General features: G+C 40.1%; 18 protein-coding genes. 8 read left to right on the top strand and 10 right to left on the bottom strand.

The window, feature by feature from the left end; translation table 11 throughout:
* Nucleotides 1-74: 74 nt before the first annotated feature.
* The 6 genes from fliM to EHQ24_RS04025 form a co-directional block, all read right to left on the bottom strand.
* Nucleotides 75-1100: a flagellar motor switch protein FliM gene (fliM, locus tag EHQ24_RS04000; protein WP_002974265.1), complete on the bottom strand. Its 1026-nt coding sequence runs from the start codon at nucleotides 1098-1100 to the stop codon at nucleotides 75-77.
* Nucleotides 1097-2086 carry a hypothetical protein gene (locus tag EHQ24_RS04005; RefSeq protein ID WP_135600400.1) on the bottom strand — a complete coding sequence of 330 codons (990 nt, stop codon included), beginning with the start codon at nucleotides 2084-2086 and terminating at the stop codon, nucleotides 1097-1099. Before EHQ24_RS04005 ends, fliM begins: the two co-directional genes overlap by 4 nt.
* 61 nt (nucleotides 2087-2147) lie before the next feature.
* On the bottom strand, nucleotides 2148-2747 hold the full coding sequence (locus EHQ24_RS04010) for a hypothetical protein (RefSeq protein ID WP_135600401.1): 600 nt from the start codon (nucleotides 2745-2747) through the stop codon (nucleotides 2148-2150).
* Entirely contained in the window at nucleotides 2744-3625 is an 882-nt protein-coding gene (locus EHQ24_RS04015; RefSeq protein WP_135600402.1) for a peptidylprolyl isomerase, read from the bottom strand. Before EHQ24_RS04015 ends, EHQ24_RS04010 begins: the two co-directional genes overlap by 4 nt.
* Nucleotides 3626-3627: 2 nt before the next feature.
* Nucleotides 3628-5058, bottom strand: coding sequence for an argininosuccinate lyase (argH, locus tag EHQ24_RS04020; RefSeq protein WP_135600403.1), 1431 nt, complete (start codon nucleotides 5056-5058; stop codon nucleotides 3628-3630).
* Nucleotides 5055-5483 (bottom strand): heme-binding domain-containing protein, encoded by a 429-nt coding sequence (locus EHQ24_RS04025; protein WP_135600404.1) that lies wholly within the window; start codon nucleotides 5481-5483, stop codon nucleotides 5055-5057. The genes argH and EHQ24_RS04025 overlap by 4 nt, the downstream gene beginning before the upstream one ends.
* A 93-nt stretch (nucleotides 5484-5576) precedes the next feature.
* On the opposite strand from EHQ24_RS04025, the gene EHQ24_RS04030 reads away from it, so the two are divergent.
* The 3 genes from EHQ24_RS04030 (at nucleotide 5577) to EHQ24_RS04040 (ending at nucleotide 7966) form a co-directional block, all read left to right on the top strand.
* A complete protein-coding gene (locus tag EHQ24_RS04030; protein ID WP_135600405.1) occupies nucleotides 5577-6032 on the top strand; it encodes an NfeD family protein in 456 nt (151 codons plus the stop codon).
* A gap of 91 nt (nucleotides 6033-6123) precedes the next feature.
* On the top strand, nucleotides 6124-7044 hold the full coding sequence (locus EHQ24_RS04035; RefSeq protein ID WP_135600406.1) for an SPFH domain-containing protein: 921 nt from the start codon (nucleotides 6124-6126) through the stop codon (nucleotides 7042-7044).
* 1 nt (nucleotide 7045) lies between these two features.
* Nucleotides 7046-7966, top strand: coding sequence for an SPFH domain-containing protein (locus EHQ24_RS04040; RefSeq protein ID WP_135600407.1), 921 nt, complete (start codon nucleotides 7046-7048; stop codon nucleotides 7964-7966).
* Nucleotides 7967-7997: 31 nt separating this feature from the next.
* On the opposite strand, the gene EHQ24_RS04045 is transcribed toward EHQ24_RS04040, so the two are convergent.
* From EHQ24_RS04045 to fliN, 3 genes are all read right to left on the bottom strand, one after another.
* Nucleotides 7998-8474 carry an RNHCP domain-containing protein gene (locus EHQ24_RS04045; RefSeq protein WP_135600408.1) on the bottom strand — a complete coding sequence of 159 codons (477 nt, stop codon included), beginning with the start codon at nucleotides 8472-8474 and terminating at the stop codon, nucleotides 7998-8000.
* Between the two features lie 189 nt (nucleotides 8475-8663).
* Nucleotides 8664-9116, bottom strand: coding sequence for a GNAT family N-acetyltransferase (locus EHQ24_RS04050; RefSeq protein ID WP_135600409.1), 453 nt, complete (start codon nucleotides 9114-9116; stop codon nucleotides 8664-8666).
* A gap of 37 nt (nucleotides 9117-9153) precedes the next feature.
* On the bottom strand, nucleotides 9154-9669 hold the full coding sequence (fliN, locus tag EHQ24_RS04055; protein WP_135600410.1) for a flagellar motor switch protein FliN: 516 nt from the start codon (nucleotides 9667-9669) through the stop codon (nucleotides 9154-9156).
* Between the two features lie 86 nt (nucleotides 9670-9755).
* Here fliN and EHQ24_RS04060 point away from each other — a divergent pair, with 86 nt between their 5' ends.
* The 4 genes from EHQ24_RS04060 to EHQ24_RS04075 all read left to right on the top strand — a co-directional run bounded on the left by EHQ24_RS04060 (nucleotide 9756) and on the right by EHQ24_RS04075 (nucleotide 13184).
* Nucleotides 9756-11006 (top strand): AAA family ATPase, encoded by a 1251-nt coding sequence (locus EHQ24_RS04060; RefSeq protein ID WP_208725710.1) that lies wholly within the window; start codon nucleotides 9756-9758, stop codon nucleotides 11004-11006.
* Nucleotides 11007-11127: 121 nt separating this feature from the next.
* Nucleotides 11128-11961, top strand: coding sequence for a flagellar-coiling protein FcpB (gene fcpB, locus EHQ24_RS04065; RefSeq protein WP_135600411.1), 834 nt, complete (start codon nucleotides 11128-11130; stop codon nucleotides 11959-11961).
* 17 nt (nucleotides 11962-11978) lie between these two features.
* Nucleotides 11979-12452, top strand: coding sequence for a zinc-ribbon domain-containing protein (locus EHQ24_RS04070; RefSeq protein WP_244310291.1), 474 nt, complete (start codon nucleotides 11979-11981; stop codon nucleotides 12450-12452).
* A gap of 3 nt (nucleotides 12453-12455) precedes the next feature.
* Nucleotides 12456-13184, top strand: coding sequence for an RsmE family RNA methyltransferase (locus tag EHQ24_RS04075; protein ID WP_135600412.1), 729 nt, complete (start codon nucleotides 12456-12458; stop codon nucleotides 13182-13184).
* Here EHQ24_RS04075 and EHQ24_RS04080 read toward each other — a convergent pair.
* Nucleotides 13174-14769 carry a hypothetical protein gene (locus EHQ24_RS04080; RefSeq protein WP_135600413.1) on the bottom strand — a complete coding sequence of 532 codons (1596 nt, stop codon included), beginning with the start codon at nucleotides 14767-14769 and terminating at the stop codon, nucleotides 13174-13176. The genes EHQ24_RS04075 and EHQ24_RS04080 overlap by 11 nt on opposite strands.
* Nucleotides 14770-14925: 156 nt before the next feature.
* On the opposite strand from EHQ24_RS04080, the gene EHQ24_RS04085 reads away from it, so the two are divergent.
* Nucleotides 14926-16230 carry an O-acetylhomoserine aminocarboxypropyltransferase/cysteine synthase family protein gene (locus EHQ24_RS04085; RefSeq protein WP_135600414.1) on the top strand — a complete coding sequence of 435 codons (1305 nt, stop codon included), beginning with the start codon at nucleotides 14926-14928 and terminating at the stop codon, nucleotides 16228-16230.
* Nucleotides 16231-16237: the final 7 nt, after the last annotated feature.

Genomic DNA, 16237 nt, shown 5'->3' on the forward strand with positions numbered 1-16237 from the left:
CCCGAAAGCGGAAAATCTTTTCAATCTTTTCTCTGATCTTTCTAATCTTCGCATAAACTCTGTTTAGCGAAAAATCAGTATTCTTGTTCCGATCTTGTAGATCCAAGGAGTTCGTCTGGAATGTCCTCAATGCTATCCCCAATTTGGATGGCGAGGCGGTTCCCCACGCGGCCCGGTGTGGCCTTGAACTTACTGCGATCCCCTACTTTTACCATAAGGTCGGTTTTAATCGGTGTGTTTTCCAGTTTGATCACATCCCCCACATGTAAGTTCATGAGATCATTCAGAGAGATGTCCACGCTTCCCACTTCAGAAATCAGAGGGATTTTGACTTGGTCGAGTCGCTCTTGGATGACGGCTCGGTTTTCGTCCACTTCCCCTTTACGAATCGAGGAATACCAATACTGCGCAGAAAGTTTATTGATGATTGGTTCAATCGTGATGTAGGGAATACAAAGGTTTGTCATCCCTTCTACTTCTCCCACTTTGGTTTCTAGGGTAATTAATACCACCATGTCATTGGGTGGAACAACTTGAGCAAACTGTGGGTTTGTTTCGATGTTTCCAAGTCGTGGACGTAAATCGATTACCGTGGACCAAGACTCTCGTAAGTTTCCAAGAATCCTAACAATGATCCCTTCCATTACCGATAACTCGATATCAGAAAGTTCGCGGTTTACCTTTGAGGACTCACCCTTGCCACCAAACAAACGATCGATGATGGTGAAGGAAATGGATGGATCGATTTCTAAAATCGCAGACCCGCGGAGTGGATCCATATTGATCACCGCAAGTGTGGTGGGGTTCGGGATGGAACGAATGAATTCTTCGTAGGTTAACTGATCCACCGAAGCCACGTGCACCACAACCAGGGCTCGTAACTGAGCAGATAAACCGGTGGTTGCCAAACGGGCAAAGGTCTCGTGCATCATCTGGAGTGTACGAATTTGGTCTTTTGAAAATTTATCCGGACGTTTGAAGTCGTAGATTTTGACTTTCTTTTGCTCCCCAACCGATGAGTATTCATCCTCCGAAACTTCGCCAGAGGAGATGGCATTTAACAGGGCATCAATTTCGTCTTGGGAAAGGATTTCCGTCATTTTTTTACCTTTACGAGTAAGTTTTTAATCTGCCAAAATCCAACTCGGCTTCCTTCTTCTTGTCGCAAGGTGTATATATATTCGTACCTTGTTTTGAACCGACCCATCATTCTTTCTACGTAAACTTGAACTCGGGCATCTCGTTTGGACGGATAGTCCACGTTCATGACCTTAAAGTATTTTAAAACACCGGAGGGTGTCTCCGTCAAATACTCTTTGAAATCTTCAATGATTGTTTCGCGTTCGCCAAGACCGGCTTCGGTATAGGCACTGCTGTAACGATCATAAGCTAAAATATATTCTGAAAAATCGATCCACTTAAAATGGTATTCCCAATGTTTCTTCATCTCCGCACCGAGAAATAGGAAGATGGTTTCTTCTGGAGAAAGCCCGCCATTTTCAGTAATTTGGCGAGTGACTGTTTCCTTTCTTTCTGCTTTGGAATTCTGGAATAAAAAACCGACTGTATTCTGTGAACGAAGGAAAGCTGATTTATCTTCCGTATAGTTGGGATAAAAATACCCGGTCACATAGAACTTATTTTCCGGTAAAAAACTATAATGTTCATCCAGGTAAATCGTCTTGGAAAAAGATTCATTTCTATGGAGGCTTACTTCTTTATTTTCATCTCCCACCAAATTGACGATGGTTGTCCTTCGTTTGAGGATGGGATCTGGAAATTCAGGATCTTCAATGGGTGTTAGGATGCGGTCATTTTCGTCTTTTACAATGATTTGGAAAGAATACCGGTAATCAAAGGAAGGAAAGATACGAACCACTTCTTTTCCCGTATTGGTCACAGTAAAGGTAAGCGGTACTCGTTCTCCGGCTTGGTAACTCCGTTTGGTTAAGGAAAGGCTGATTTTTGACTGTAGAGAGACAAAATTATCAATTCTCTCTCCCCTGGCATCTCTGTCAGGAAATGCATAGAGGGAATCTACCAAGAGAAATCCTAAAATCATGAAATTTCGGAGAGACCGCCGCATACAGTTTAAGATTTCGGCAGAACTTGAAATTTTCGAAAGAAATTTTAGGACATAAAACTTGTTAACCAGCACTCATTTTGGCTTCTTCCAAAATATAATCAGCAATACGGATGAGCCTTGTCGTGATCCCCACTAGTTTTTTGTATTGGTAGTAGTTTTCCCTTTGTTTGTCTAAATGTGGTTCCACAAGGGCTACCGTTTTTGAGGAAACTTTTAGGTTTTTGATCTCATTTTCCGTCACCCCATAGAGATTGGCTTCGGAAACAAAACGATTCAGCTCTTTCACCAAACTCTCGTCAGTGAGATCCTGAATTTCAAATACCTTTTCAATTTTTAAAATAAAATCAGTTAACGTTTTTTTAATTTTAGATTCTTCTTCTGTCGGGCGGCGTTTGGATGTGACCTGGTTTAGGGATTCGTATCTTTCCAAAGCCGTTTCATACAATTGGCTCATTTTTGATTTTTGGCCGAGGATGAAACTGATAAAACTAAGGAGTCCCACGAAAGTATCAGGGTAACGATTGATTCCCCCAATTTCATCGAGTGCATTCGCAAATCCTTCTTCATTATGCGGTACGGTCGTAATGAACTTTAACACCGGTTCCACGGAGGAACCCGATGTGTATTTTTGAATGACCTCGATTCCTTCTAAGTAGTTCATTGGCGTTTGTCGATGATGAGAACCTTACGGATGGTTGTCTGTAGGTTGCCTTTTTCAATGATTCGGTCAAGCACATCGTACCCGGTAACCAAAAATCCAAATACGGTATGAAGTCCATCGAGATGGGGAGTGTCCACTTGGTTGATAAAAAACTGTGACCCGTTGGTATTAGGACCTGCATTTGCCATCGCAAGAGAACCACGAACTGCTTTTTGACTAGGAAGTGCTTCGTTATAACGATAACCCACTCGGTGTAAAACTTCTAAAACTGGTAATTCCATGGCCTCTTGGTAAGCCTTTTCTACCTCAGTTCGTTTTTCTTCAAACTCAGCTCGCGATTGGATTTTGAATTCTGTGAGAACAGCACGTTGTAATTGGGATTGGTATTGGGGTGCGTCTTTGATTTTGAGTTTGTCAAGACCAAGTGCCTTTCCATTGATTTCATCTTCTGTTTGGTATCCAGGCCCACCGGTTCCATCACCACGAGGGCACCCACCTTGTGCCATAAAGTTTTCAATCACTCTGTGGAATTTTAAACCATCGTAGAACGGTCGTCTTTCGGAACCTTTATCGGTTATAAAGTCTTTTTCGCCTTGGGCCAAATCGATAAAGTTCTGCACCGTTTTAGGAGCTGCTTTATCATAAAGCTCTAAAACCAAATCCCCTGCTGAGGTATTGAACACAGCGTAAATGGCTGGTTTTTCAGGTAGTTTAACAGTGGTAACATCTTGTCGTTTGACTATGACTTTGGAAGGAGAATAAGAAACCGGTTCATATGTGATTTTTTTGAAAGTTTGGTCACTACAGAAAATGGTTTGGGAAAGAGCCAGAAAGAGAAAGGCAAAAAATGGGGCTTTGTTGATTACAATGGATTTCATATTTACTTTTTACCTTTAGATTCTATCGATTTTAACTTTTTGGTCAATTCGTTTACCTTCGCTTTAGCCCGTTTGATTTGTTCTTTTTGACGAAGGAGCGAGGTTCCTCCCATCACATCTTTTTTGTCACAAGAGGTTTCAAGAGAGATTGCGGCCTCGTATCCAGGGTCTGTTAGCACCGCATGGATTTGCCCCCTTTCCCCACTTGGAATATTAAATAGGTCATAACCCTTGGATGAGCAGTATTTTACGAGTTCTCCCACAATTTCATGGGCAGAACGAAACGGCATTCCCTTCGCACTGACAAGCCAATCAGCAAGGTCGGTTGCAGTGGAAAAACCAGACCTAAGGCTACGGATTGCATTTTCAGGAAACACTTGGATTCCCTCTACCATGTCCCTGATCCCTTCCATACTCAGTTTGATTTGTTTGACTGTGTCAAATAACGGAAGTTTGTCTTCTTGGAAATCCCTGTTATACGATAAAGGAGTTCCCTTTACCATCACAAGTAAATGCGTAAGGCTTCCCACCACACGGCCTGCTTTACCTCTGATGAGCTCTGCCACATCAGGATTTTTCTTTTGCGGCATAATGGAGGATCCCGTGGTTAAGTGGTCAGGGAGTTTGAAATAACTAAATTCTTGGGAAGTGTATAAAATGATCTCCTCACAAAACCTAGAGGCATGGATCATAAACTGTGAAGCGGCAAAAAGAAATTTAAAAATATGATCTCTTTGGCTCACCGCATCCATTGAATTTTCGGAAATTCGAGAAAGAGATAAATCCTTTCTAAGAAACTCCCTATCTGTAGCATAGTTGACTCCAGCCAAAGCACCGGAACCTAACACAAGTTCGTCTGCTCTATCATAAGCATCTAAAAAATCTTCAAAGTCACGAACATTGGCCCAAAAATGCGATAAAAAATAATGGGAAGCACGAATGGGCTGGGCAATTTGTAAATGAGTGTATCCAGGAATGATGGTCTTTGTATGGGCTTCTGCCTTACTAACCCAAGCGACAAGTAAATCCATAAGAAAAACCAAAATGGATTCCACTTCTGTTTTGATGTACAAACGAACATCTTGCGAAACTTGATCATTGCGACTGCGGCCAGTGTGAAGTTTTTTCCCCAAATCTCCCAAAAGTTCCGTTAGGCGAGATTCAACAGACATATGGATGTCTTCGTTTTCGATTTTGAATTCAAACTTTCCGGAATCGATTTCTTTTTTGATTTGTCCGAGCCCTGTTTCGATTTTTCGTTGTTCGGATTCTGATAAAATTCCAATTCGTTTTAACATCCGGGAATGGGAAATGGAACCTTCGATATCGTGAGCATAAAGTTCTTTATCAAAACTTATGGATTCTCCAATACGAATCATCAGTGAGGATGGTGGGGCATCAAAACGACCACCCCATAATTTTTTTTCTTTCATTCGGATTCCTTATTAAAACTCTCTGTCCACTGTTTCAAAATCTCTTTGTCTTTTTCAGATAACGTTGCATTGGAATGAAGTAATAAATAATCTTTTGGAGGCATCTCACCTTCTTCTACTTGTTCCCAAACTTCATATATTTTTTTGTTTTGTTTTCGTTCTGCCAACTTTCCAAATTCAGAAAAGTTTAATTCTTCACGACCTTCTTCTACATGGTGAGAGATGAGTAAAGACGCAGGGAAGATATAAGAATAAGCCGGCCAAACCGTTTCATTGGAATGGCAGTCGTAACAACTTCGTTTTAAAATTTCTTTGACTTCTTTACTTATTTGGATTTCGGAAGTGACAGGAGGGTTGTTTCGAGAGACGGGAAAAAACTGGAGGATGAGAAAAACTCCCAGTACAATAAGGAAAATTCGTTTCACACAAGACAGGTTCTAAGCCTTCCTCCGAAATCAAAGTATTATTTTTCTTGCCTTACATTAGAATTTAGTGATCCTTCTCCAGAGAGGTTCCCTTTGGATTTTATTTTTGCAAACTCACCCTATGTCTGGATTCTCCTCGGAATCACCTTATTATTTTCTGAGTTCCTACTTCCAGGAACCTTTGTGATGTTTTTAGGAATTGGGGCCATATTTACGGGAATTTTGACTCGTTTGGTTCCACTCGAGTTTTATAACCAAGTGGTGGTTTGGGTGGTTTCCAGTTTAGTATCCATTCTTGTTGGTGGATCTGCGGTAAAACGATTTTTCAAATCAGAATCTTCAGTGGATCCTTTCATCCAAGATGATTTTTTAAACCAAATTGTTCCCGTAGAAACTGATATTTTAGTAAAAAGGCATGGAGGAAAAATTCGTTTCCAAGGTACTCTTTGGGATGCCGTCTCCACTGATTCGAAAATACCCAAAGGAAATTTTGTTCGTATCTTATCTAGAGAAAATCTAACCTTCACCGTAGAACAAGTGGATTCATAAATTTAAAATTCACTTTTTTTAATCATAAATAAAAAAACCTTTTCACTTTTCCCTTATCTAAGTAGGGTCGAACGTCACAGAGGGGGAAATTATGGGCGCAACCGTCATCGTTGTATTTTTGATCATTGTTTATATTGTCAAAAAGACAATCATCATTGTTCCAGAACAAAGTGTTTATGTTAAAGAAAGATTAGGTGTTTTGAACGGGGTTTTAAAATCGGGATTTTATTTTATGATTCCATTTGTAGACCAAATTCGTTACCGCCAAAATTTAAAAGAACAAACCATCGATATCGATCCACAAGTTTGTATCACAAGGGATAACGTATCCGTTGAAGTGGATGGAGTTTTGTATTTAAAAGTCATCGATGGAGAAAAGGCATCTTACGGAATTGATAACTTTATGTTGGCAACCACACAACTTGCCCAAACCACTCTTCGTTCTGAAATTGGAAAATTAATTTTTGATAACTTACTTTCTGAAAGAGATGAAATCAATGGCCGAGTGGTTTCCAATATTGATCGTGCTACCGATCCTTGGGGAATCAAAGTCACAAGATACGAAATTCGTAATATCACTCCACCCAAACAAATCCTTCTCGAGATGGAAAACCAAATGAAATCCGAAAGGGAAAGACGAGCAGAGATCACCATCTCCCAAGGAGAAAAGGAAGCTCGGGTGAATCATTCGGTGGGAGAAAGACAAGAATCAATCAACATTTCCGAAGGGGAAAAAATTCGATTGGTGAATGAAGCCGACGGACGTGCCCAAGAGATCACACTCATTTCCAATGCGACAGCAAAAGGTTTACAACTCATCTCGGAAGCCATTAGTAAAAAAGGTGGAAAGGAAGCAGTCAGTTTACAAATCACTCAAGAGTATTTGGATGCCCTTGGTCAAATCCTAAAAACTTCTAAAACCACTGTGGTTCCAGAAACTTTAGCAAACATCGGTGGAGTGTTTGAAGGTCTTTCCAAAATCACCACAAAAATCCCACAGGTAGGAGAATAGTATGGAATTTATATACTTAGGATTTTGGTCGATCATCGCCATTTATTTGATTTATAAAATCTTCCGCTGCATCCGCATCATTCCGGCACAGGATGTTTTAATTGTAGAACGATTAGGAAAATACTCTCGGAGTTTACGAGCAGGTTTTCATATCCTCATCCCATTCATTGATCGCGATGCGTATTACCACACTCTCAAAGAACAATCCATCGATGTACAACCACAAATTTGTATCACACATGACAACGTACAGGTGAAAGTGGATGGAGTGATTTATTTAAAAATCATTGATCCCGTTCGCGCTTCTTACGGAATCGAAGATTTCCAATTTGCAGCCATCCAACTCGCACAAACAACTATGCGTTCTGTGATTGGAACGATGGAACTCGACAAAACCATCGGTGAAAAAGATTTAATCAACTCCACCATTGTAGCTGCCATTGACCAAGCTTCTGAACCTTGGGGGATCAAAGTCAATCGTTATGAAATTTTGAATATTGTTCCACCAAAATCGGTTCTTGATGCCATGGAAAAAGAAAAGAAAGCACAGATCGCCAAACGTTCGCAGGTGCTTCTTTCGGAAGGAGAAAGAGATTCTCGAATCAACCGCTCCCTCGGTTTCAAAGAAGAAGCTGTGAATAAATCCGAAGGGGAAAAACAAAGAAGGATCAACTCTGCGGAAGGAAAAGCAACAGAGATTGAAGCCCTTGCTGTTGCAACGGCCAAAGGAATTGAATCCATCGCCGGTGCTATCTCCGACCAAGGAGGTGCCTCTGCGATCAAACTCCAAATCACAAAGGCTTTTATCCACAATTTCCTGAATGTTGCCAAAGAGAATACGGAAATCCTCATCCCTGCGGATGTGATGAATTTACCAAATCTCATTGCCAACTTAACCGAAGGGAAAAAACCAAAAGCATAATAGGACAATCCTAGAATGCAAAAAAGGTAGCTTAATATTTGTCATCCGGTGGATTTTCCACCGGATTTTCTCGAAACAATCGAAAACTAGGTTTGGCCATAGCTTGTGCAGCAAGCGAAACAAGGAGTGCCTCGTTATCGTCAGGCCCAATGCGATTGGCATGGATCACCCCACAACCTTTGCAGCGGTGTAAAATCACCCATTCCCCTTTTCTAACCCAAATGGAAATTGCTTCCATCTTACTTCCGCAAATGGCAGCTCGGTCACCAGGAGAATTGTCCAGATGCAAACTCGTCAAACAATTGGGACAATGGTTCCTTTGGTCAGTTCCAAAACCGGGAGGAAACACCATTTGTTTGCATTCCACACAACGAAATTCATCTACATCAGAACGAAATCGATGGGATTTTGTTTTAGGTTTTTCGGACAAAAAGTCTTCGTCTTCATCATCAAAACGTTTTTTCTTAGAGATCTTTTGAAATTTAGATAGATCGGATTCACGTACCATATCCAGTTTTTGCGGCAAAACAAAAAGAGGAGACCAAAACAGTGGATGAGAGGAATAGACCGCCTGTGCGAAGATAGCCGCCTCCTAATTGAATTTAGGCGGGGTATCCAAAACAAGTTCACCGTTTTGGCGGTCTACGCAATGGCTAGAGCTAACATAAGATACAATTTGAAAGAGATAGGATTGGTGTCAAGGAGAATCAGTTGTCAACTTTTTGCAGAGGAAATAACAATTTTGACCTTCCGGGTAATTGGGAATCATTCCCACCTCTTCGTATCCTAGTTTTGTGTAGAATTTGGGAGCTTGGAACCCAAACGAATAACCAAATACAAGAGTAGCTCCTAGAATTTTGGCCTCTTCTTCAATTTGATTTAACAATTTGGTTCCGAAATCCATTCCACGTTTTTCTTCGGCCACCCAAAGGAGTTGGAGGTTCAGTCCTTTAAAAAATAAATAACAAAGGGCGGCAGCAACCAAGGTCTCTCCCTCTTTGACTAGGATGGCAAAAAATTCTTTTTTTTTCATGTTAGGATCACCTAACTTAGATACGCTGAATTCATGCAGAAGGTTCCAGAGTTCTGATTGTAAGTCTTCAGAAGGGTTTACAATCCTTTCTAGTGAATAAGGAGATTCAAATTCCATAAGTGAATTGATTTATTGGTTCAGGTAAGGTGGAAACCTATAAAAAGGCAGGGCCACCCAGTCTTTCCATCGGATCTACAATTTGAGTGATTTGTACTCCGTAGTAATCATCTAGGATAATGAGTTTTCCTCGTCCAACAAGTTTGCCATTCGCTAAGATATCGAGTTCTTCCCCAATATTTTTATCTAATTCTACAACAGTTCCTTCTGTGAGTTGCAAAACATCCTTAATAAACATCGTTGTTCTTCCGAGTTCAATCGTTAGTTGGAGGGTAACATCTAAAAGTAAATTGAGGTTTGCGGTATTACTTCCTGGACTGGCTTGCGATTTGGAAGCGGATCTAGCAGGACCCGGAGTGGCACTTGGACCAAGAGCAGCAGCAATGTCAGCAAAAGAGGGACCATTGTCATCCCCACCACCACCTCCGACGAGGGCATCCAAATCATCCAGACCACCACCACCTCCGGAACCACCAGCAGGAGAATTGCCTCCGCCACTAAATCCGCCGAGTAGAGCGTCTATATCCTCTTGTGATAGTGAACCTTCACCCATATCTTTGCAACCTCTCCAATGTATTCGTCGGTGGAAATCAAAATCCTTCCTTGAAAAAAAAGGGAAAGTTCCGCATTTTGTTCCTTATGTCCAATTCTACGACCCATCCGGATTATTTTAAGGCAAAGGAAGTATTTAGCTCCGAACTAAAGAACGCCAACTATCAATTTGTTCAGGAAAAGGAAGAGACTCTATTTCGTTTTCGTTCGGAAAATGCGGGCAAAGACCGAATCTTGGACTGCTTCGGAATCATTAGAAATTATATCGAAAACTATCGGATTTATAATTTTGAAGATGGGTATATTAGCATCCAAGCCTTAAACGAAAATCTATTTGAACCCCAAAAGAACCTTTCTGGTAAATTTAGGATTCGATTTTCATTCAAATCGGATTTAAAAGTCGAATGTTCCAAACATGGGGATTTTTCCACCAAGGAAATCCAAACCTGTGTCAGCCTCTTTCATTTTTTAAAATCAGAAGGATCTGAACCAAAAGACCCAAGGATCCTCCTCCACCAACTCGGAGCCGAAGTGTATGACCCTAATTTGGAAAAGGCAAAAGGGAATGATTTAGGTTTTGATTCCGTATTTGGATATGAAGGTGTGAAGTCACAGATTTTGGAAAGTTTGGTTTTTCCGATTTTGAAACCAGAACCATTTTATGAAATTACCAAACTCACTCGAAAAAAACCAAGTCCCAATCTCCCGCGGGCTGTGCTCTTTGAAGGAGAACCAGGAGTGGGAAAAACCAGTATGGCAAAAATTGTATCCCATCTCTGCGGGGTTCCCATGGTTTACGTTCCCGTTGAATCCATCCTCAGTAAGTACTACGGGGAATCGTCTCAAAACTTAGCCATGGTTTTTGATGCTGCTGCCTTATTTCCGAAATGTATGCTTTTTTTGGATGAAATCGATTCCCTTGCCACTTCCCGTGAGGATGGGCTTTTTGAGGCCACACGAAATCTCCTCAGTGTCTTACTCAGGAAACTAGATGGATTTTCCGAACGCAGCGGAACCATCACCATTGGTGCTACCAACAGAAAAGCCGATTTGGATTCTGCCCTTTTGTCCCGGTTTGACAGAAAAATCTACTTTCCTTTGCCAAACAAGGAAGAAAGATCCAAAATTTTAGAAGGATATGCCAAACAACTCGATTCCAAGGATAGAACTAGGCTTGCCGAATCCTTAGAAGGAGCCTCAGGAAGGAACCTTAAAGACTATTGTGATTATGTGGAACGCCGTTGGATCACAAAAAACTGGGAAAAAGAGGATCTTTTGTCCGCTCCCGGGATTTCGTTTTATTTGGATTCCTTAACGGATTTTGGATGGAAACGCTAAAAAGTAAGAGTTTAGGCTTCAATCTTCTAGGTGAATTACCGATAATTTTTACAGGATAGTTGTTTACGACCATCGGTCGTTCTTTGGTATCCTCAAATTAACCTTTTAGGAAGATTCGGACATGAAAATAAAATTAATACTCCCCATCCTTTTGCTCAACATTGGGGTTTTCGCTCAAACTGGTAGCTCGGAAACAGGTTCCACATCTGCGGGAATTGATCCTACTCAATCCGGTAAATCCATTACTGAGACGGAAAAAGAATTAGATGATAATATTTCTGAAGTGAATAAACGCCTTCGTTTACACACAGTTTTATTTAAAATGAAAGTGAGAACTCTTCCTCACCGCACGATCCTTTACAAAGGAAAACCAAGTGCTGACGGAGAAAGATGTGAAGCTGCTGACAAACAAGAAGCACAAGATAACACTTGTTTGCATCTAGAAGTTTTTGACTTTGTTGGTAGTGAAGATGGTCGTTCTGGAAAAAACTTAGGTGCAAAATTCAAAAAGATGGAACTCTTTTTTGAAGGTGCTAACAATGCTGATCCAGATCCAAGAAAAGAACAACCACGTAACCTAACTAAAATTAGAACTTACATCTACCAAAACAACTTTGTATTAGAAGACAAAATTATCTCTGTGATTGCTGACGTTGCGCCAAATGGAGCTGCGGCTCATGATGATAAATTGGAACTATTCTACCAACATGATGATTATCCTGTTTGGGGAACTCCAGAAACTCCTTCTGAAAAAGGTGTTGGTAAATACATTCTTTCTAATGTGGAAAATACAAAAACTAACCCAATTCGAAACAATTTTAAAAAACAATTCTACTTCAAAAACTTGGACTACTTCGACAAACTGTTTACAAAACTTTTCGATTACAATGATCGAGATTCCAATAAACATTATAAGAAAAACGTAGAAGCATTGAAGAGTTCTTTAAAATACTAAGAACAACAGGTTCTTAATTGAATCTCGTTAAACAATGTCCGAATTGTTCCACGATGTTACGGTTCCCTGCCACACAGGGAACCATTTTGGTTCAATGTCCCGTTTGTTCCCACCGTTTCACCTTTGTTCCTGATTTAGAAAGTTCTGAAGATTTTCAAAACGAATCAGAACCAATCCCCTCTTTTCAATTCCAACCTTCTTTTCAAAGTTACAAAGAATTATTCTTGGATTTGCTTTATGCTCCCATTGATTATTTAAAATCGCGAACTGGGCCAAAAAAAAGAGAAATTCGCCTGATTCCTATTCTGCTATTTACTATCCTTATGTTGTATTTTTGGAAATGGTCATCTTTTCCTAATACTCCAAAACAAAATACTGCAAAAGAAGAAGAACTCCAAAATCCTATGTTGGAAGAACCTAGGAATGAACAAGAACCAGGTTTTCCGGAAGAAGATTCAATACCCAATACGAAACCCAATTACGAGATCTAACAATTGAATTGGATTCTTGTTTATGAAGAGGAACTAAATTCGAATCATTTAGTCCAACTAACAGATGAGAGACATACTCACATTAGAACCATCTTAAAAAAAGACAAGGGAGAAAAGATCCAAGTAGTCATTCCAAGTTCCGGTAATTATCTTTTCCAAATACAAGATATTTCTGATTCTTCCACAACATTAGAAAAATTGAATTATCTTCCTGATGTTCTAAAACCCCTTTCCATCCATACCTTCTTTTCCTTACCAAGGCCCCAAACGGGGAAAAAACTTTTACACTTAAGCGGAGCTTATGGTGTGGATTCTGTATATTTTTATGCTACAGAATCAAAAAACAAAGAATATTGGACTTCTCCTGTTTATGTGAAAGATACCCTTTCTTATTTAGAAACAGGACTTATCCAAACAGGAAATTACAAACTACCCAAGATACAACTGGCCCAATCCTCACCTTGGAAAACATTTTTAAAAACATGGAAGGGAAAGGTTTTTGTATTAGACCGTGAGGGAGAAAATCACTCTTCAGTTTTATTAGAATTTGCGAATGCAGCAGATAACGATAATCCAGTATTTGTTTTTGGTTCAGAATCTGGATGGAAACCTGATGATCTTTTGTTTTTTAAAGAATGTGGATTTAAAACGGTAAGCCTTGGGCAAATTAATCTTAGAACAGAATTTGCATATTCTGCTCTTTTACACCAATTGTTTTCGATTAAAAACTAATCCCACCCGAAACTAAAAATCGAATTTCATCAATACTCACAAAAGACTTTTCACTGGTATCTAAGTAGTACTTTCGATAGTTTTGCAACCGTAATACAATTGGACCAAAGGATTTGGAAATTTCAGCGGCAGCTTGTGTGTTGTTGTCTAACTCAAAAGCCTTCCCTTGGGACTCATATCCTTTTTTTGTATAATAAAAAGACATTAAAAAAGAAGATCCTAAAGGAATGTATGCAGCAGCAAACACACGTTTGTTTCCTTTTAACCCGTAATCTTCCACTGCAAACTCAAAACCCAAATGATAAAAATTAATATAAATGGTATGATAGTAACCTGTGACTTTGGAATTAGATTGGTTGTCTAAATAATCATATTTCGGGCGAATGGGTGCAGAAATGGGAAACTTTTGAAACCGTTCCACTTCGTAAAAACTATCAAAATACATGGGTGCATAATTGGCAGTCATCTGACGAAACTCAGGTTTTAAAATGACATTTAAGTCTTTCGTTCCTAAACGAAAGATAGTTCCATAATGTGTACCTTGGGCTCCATCAAGTCCTTTGATTTTATTAAAGTCCAAATAAGGAGTGAGTTCCACAAAAGGTAAATTGAGAAGTCGGTATTCAATATCCATTCCTTCCACAGAAGCGCGAGTCACTTGGGTAGTTTTGGGATTATCCAAATTCTTTTCTGTAACAGGAGATCCATTGGTATTATAAGACATTTGTACGGGAGCTGCCCTATCCCATGCTCTAGTATAACCAATCGTCAATCGGTTGTACCATGGATCATTGTCCACAAGTTCCATCCGAGAATCTTTGTTAATGGGCCTTAGTTCTTTTTTTTTGGCTTCTTCTGCCTTTTTGTTTTTGGATTCTTCCGAACCAGCTTCTTCTTCTACGCTGATTCGACCTGATTCATCTAAAACATTCCCTCGTAAGTTCATAAGGTAAACCAAATCAGAGGACTTGTCAAATAATGAAATTAAAGATCTCCCTATAGCAAGAGGTTTGATATAAACCCGAGCCGCATTCACTTCAAAATTGACAACAGAATTAGCAAAATACTGAACTCCCACGTAATCAGTATTTAAGTCTGCCATTACACCTGGATTATAAGAATCAAACCTTGAGGAACTTTGGTATTTATTGACAATAGTTCCATGGCCAACATAACCATCCACCATCTTACCTGTGTAAGCTGAATAAGTAACCTTTCCTGGAATTTGTTGGTTGTAGGTTCCGTAAGAAATATAATTTAACACTCGTGCATAATCATTTTTACTATTGTAATCCATCTCTCGGATTTTACCGGGTTTACTATCTAGTTGGAGTGGATCCTTATCAACAGCCAGGGCATTGATCGGAAGGGAAAAGGAATAACCGAAATTACTACCATGGTTGTAAGTAAAATTCGGTGAAATATAACCGTAATAATCCTTTTGGAAACTGGCAGCACCGGCATCAAATTGTAAAGCTGAGGCTCTCCGCGATTCAGTCCCTGTGGGAACCCACACCTGTGCTTCCAAGGCAAATGCCAAAGGGAAAATCAGGAACAAAAAACCTTGGGTCAGAAGAAACTTCATCACGATACGATCATTATCGTATGGTTTTGGGCTGAAAATAAGAAATAATCTTCTCAGAGTCGATCCAATAAATTGAACCAATATTCTGCTTTATTGGATTTTTTCTTGACAATTAGGAGAGCGAAGGCGAGGATGGCAAGACCATCGGGGGAATTTATGCCACGTAATTTTAAACCAGAAACCATCGCACTCCACGGAGGACAAGAACCGGATCCGACAACTACATCGAGAGCTGTTCCATTGTACCAAACCACTTCTTATGTATTTAAAGATACTGACCATGCCGCACGACTATTCGGCTTACAAGAGTTTGGAAATATTTACACAAGACTCATGAACCCAACCACAGACGTTTTAGAAAAGCGTGTGGCAGCTTTGGAAGGTGGTGTAGCAGCTCTGGCAACAGCATCAGGTCAAAGTGCGGAAACTCTTGCACTTCTGAATATTGTAGAGGCAGGACAAGAAATTGTAGCTTCTTCATCACTCTATGGTGGAACATACAACCTTCTCCACTATACATTTCCGAAACTCGGAATTAAAGTTCACTTTGTTGACCAATCAGATCCTGAAAATTTTCGTAAAGCTTCCAATGAGAATACAAGAGCGTTTTATGCAGAAACTTTAGGAAATCCAAAACTCGACACCCTCGATATTGCAGCCGTCAGTAAAGTTGCAAAAGAAGTGGGTGTTCCGCTAGTGATTGATAACACGATGCCTTCTCCTTATTTAGTGAACCCCATCAAACATGGTGCTGACATTGTTGTCCACTCGCTCACTAAATTTTTAGGCGGCCATGGAACTTCTATTGGAGGGATCATCATTGATGCAGGTACCTTCAATTGGGGGAATGGGAAATTTAAAAACTTCACTGAACCAGATCCATCTTATCATGGACTTAAATTCTGGGATGTGTTTGGAAAATTTGAACCATTCGGTGGAGTGAATATTGCTTTTATTTTGAAAGCTCGAGTGCAAGGCCTAAGAGACCTTGGTCCAGCAATCTCTCCTTTCAACGCTTGGCAAATTCTACAAGGTGTGGAAACTCTTCCACTTCGTATGGAACGCCACTCAAGCAATGCTCTTAAAGTGGCTGAGTTTTTACAAAAACACCCTAAGATTGAATGGGTCAACTATCCAGGTCTTCCAACAGGCAAAGACTTTGCGACAGCTAAAAAATACCATGAACGTGGACTCTTTGGTGCCATCGTAGGTTTTGAAATCAAAGGTGGTGTGGAAAAGGCAAAAAAATTCATCGATGGACTTGAGCTTTTTAGTCTTCTTGCTAACATCGGTGATGCGAAATCTCTTGCGATCCACCCAGCTTCAACAACCCACCAACAGTTGACTGGAGCAGAACAAATTTCAGCCGGAGTCACTCCAGGGTTTGTTCGTTTGAGTGTAGGACTTGAAAACATCGATGACATTCTGGTAGACTTGGAAGAGGCATTAAAAAATATCTGATTAAGAC

Origin of the sequence: Leptospira noumeaensis, from assembly GCF_004770765.1 — a bacterium.
GTDB classification, from domain to species: Bacteria; Spirochaetota; Leptospiria; order Leptospirales; family Leptospiraceae; genus Leptospira_A; species Leptospira_A noumeaensis.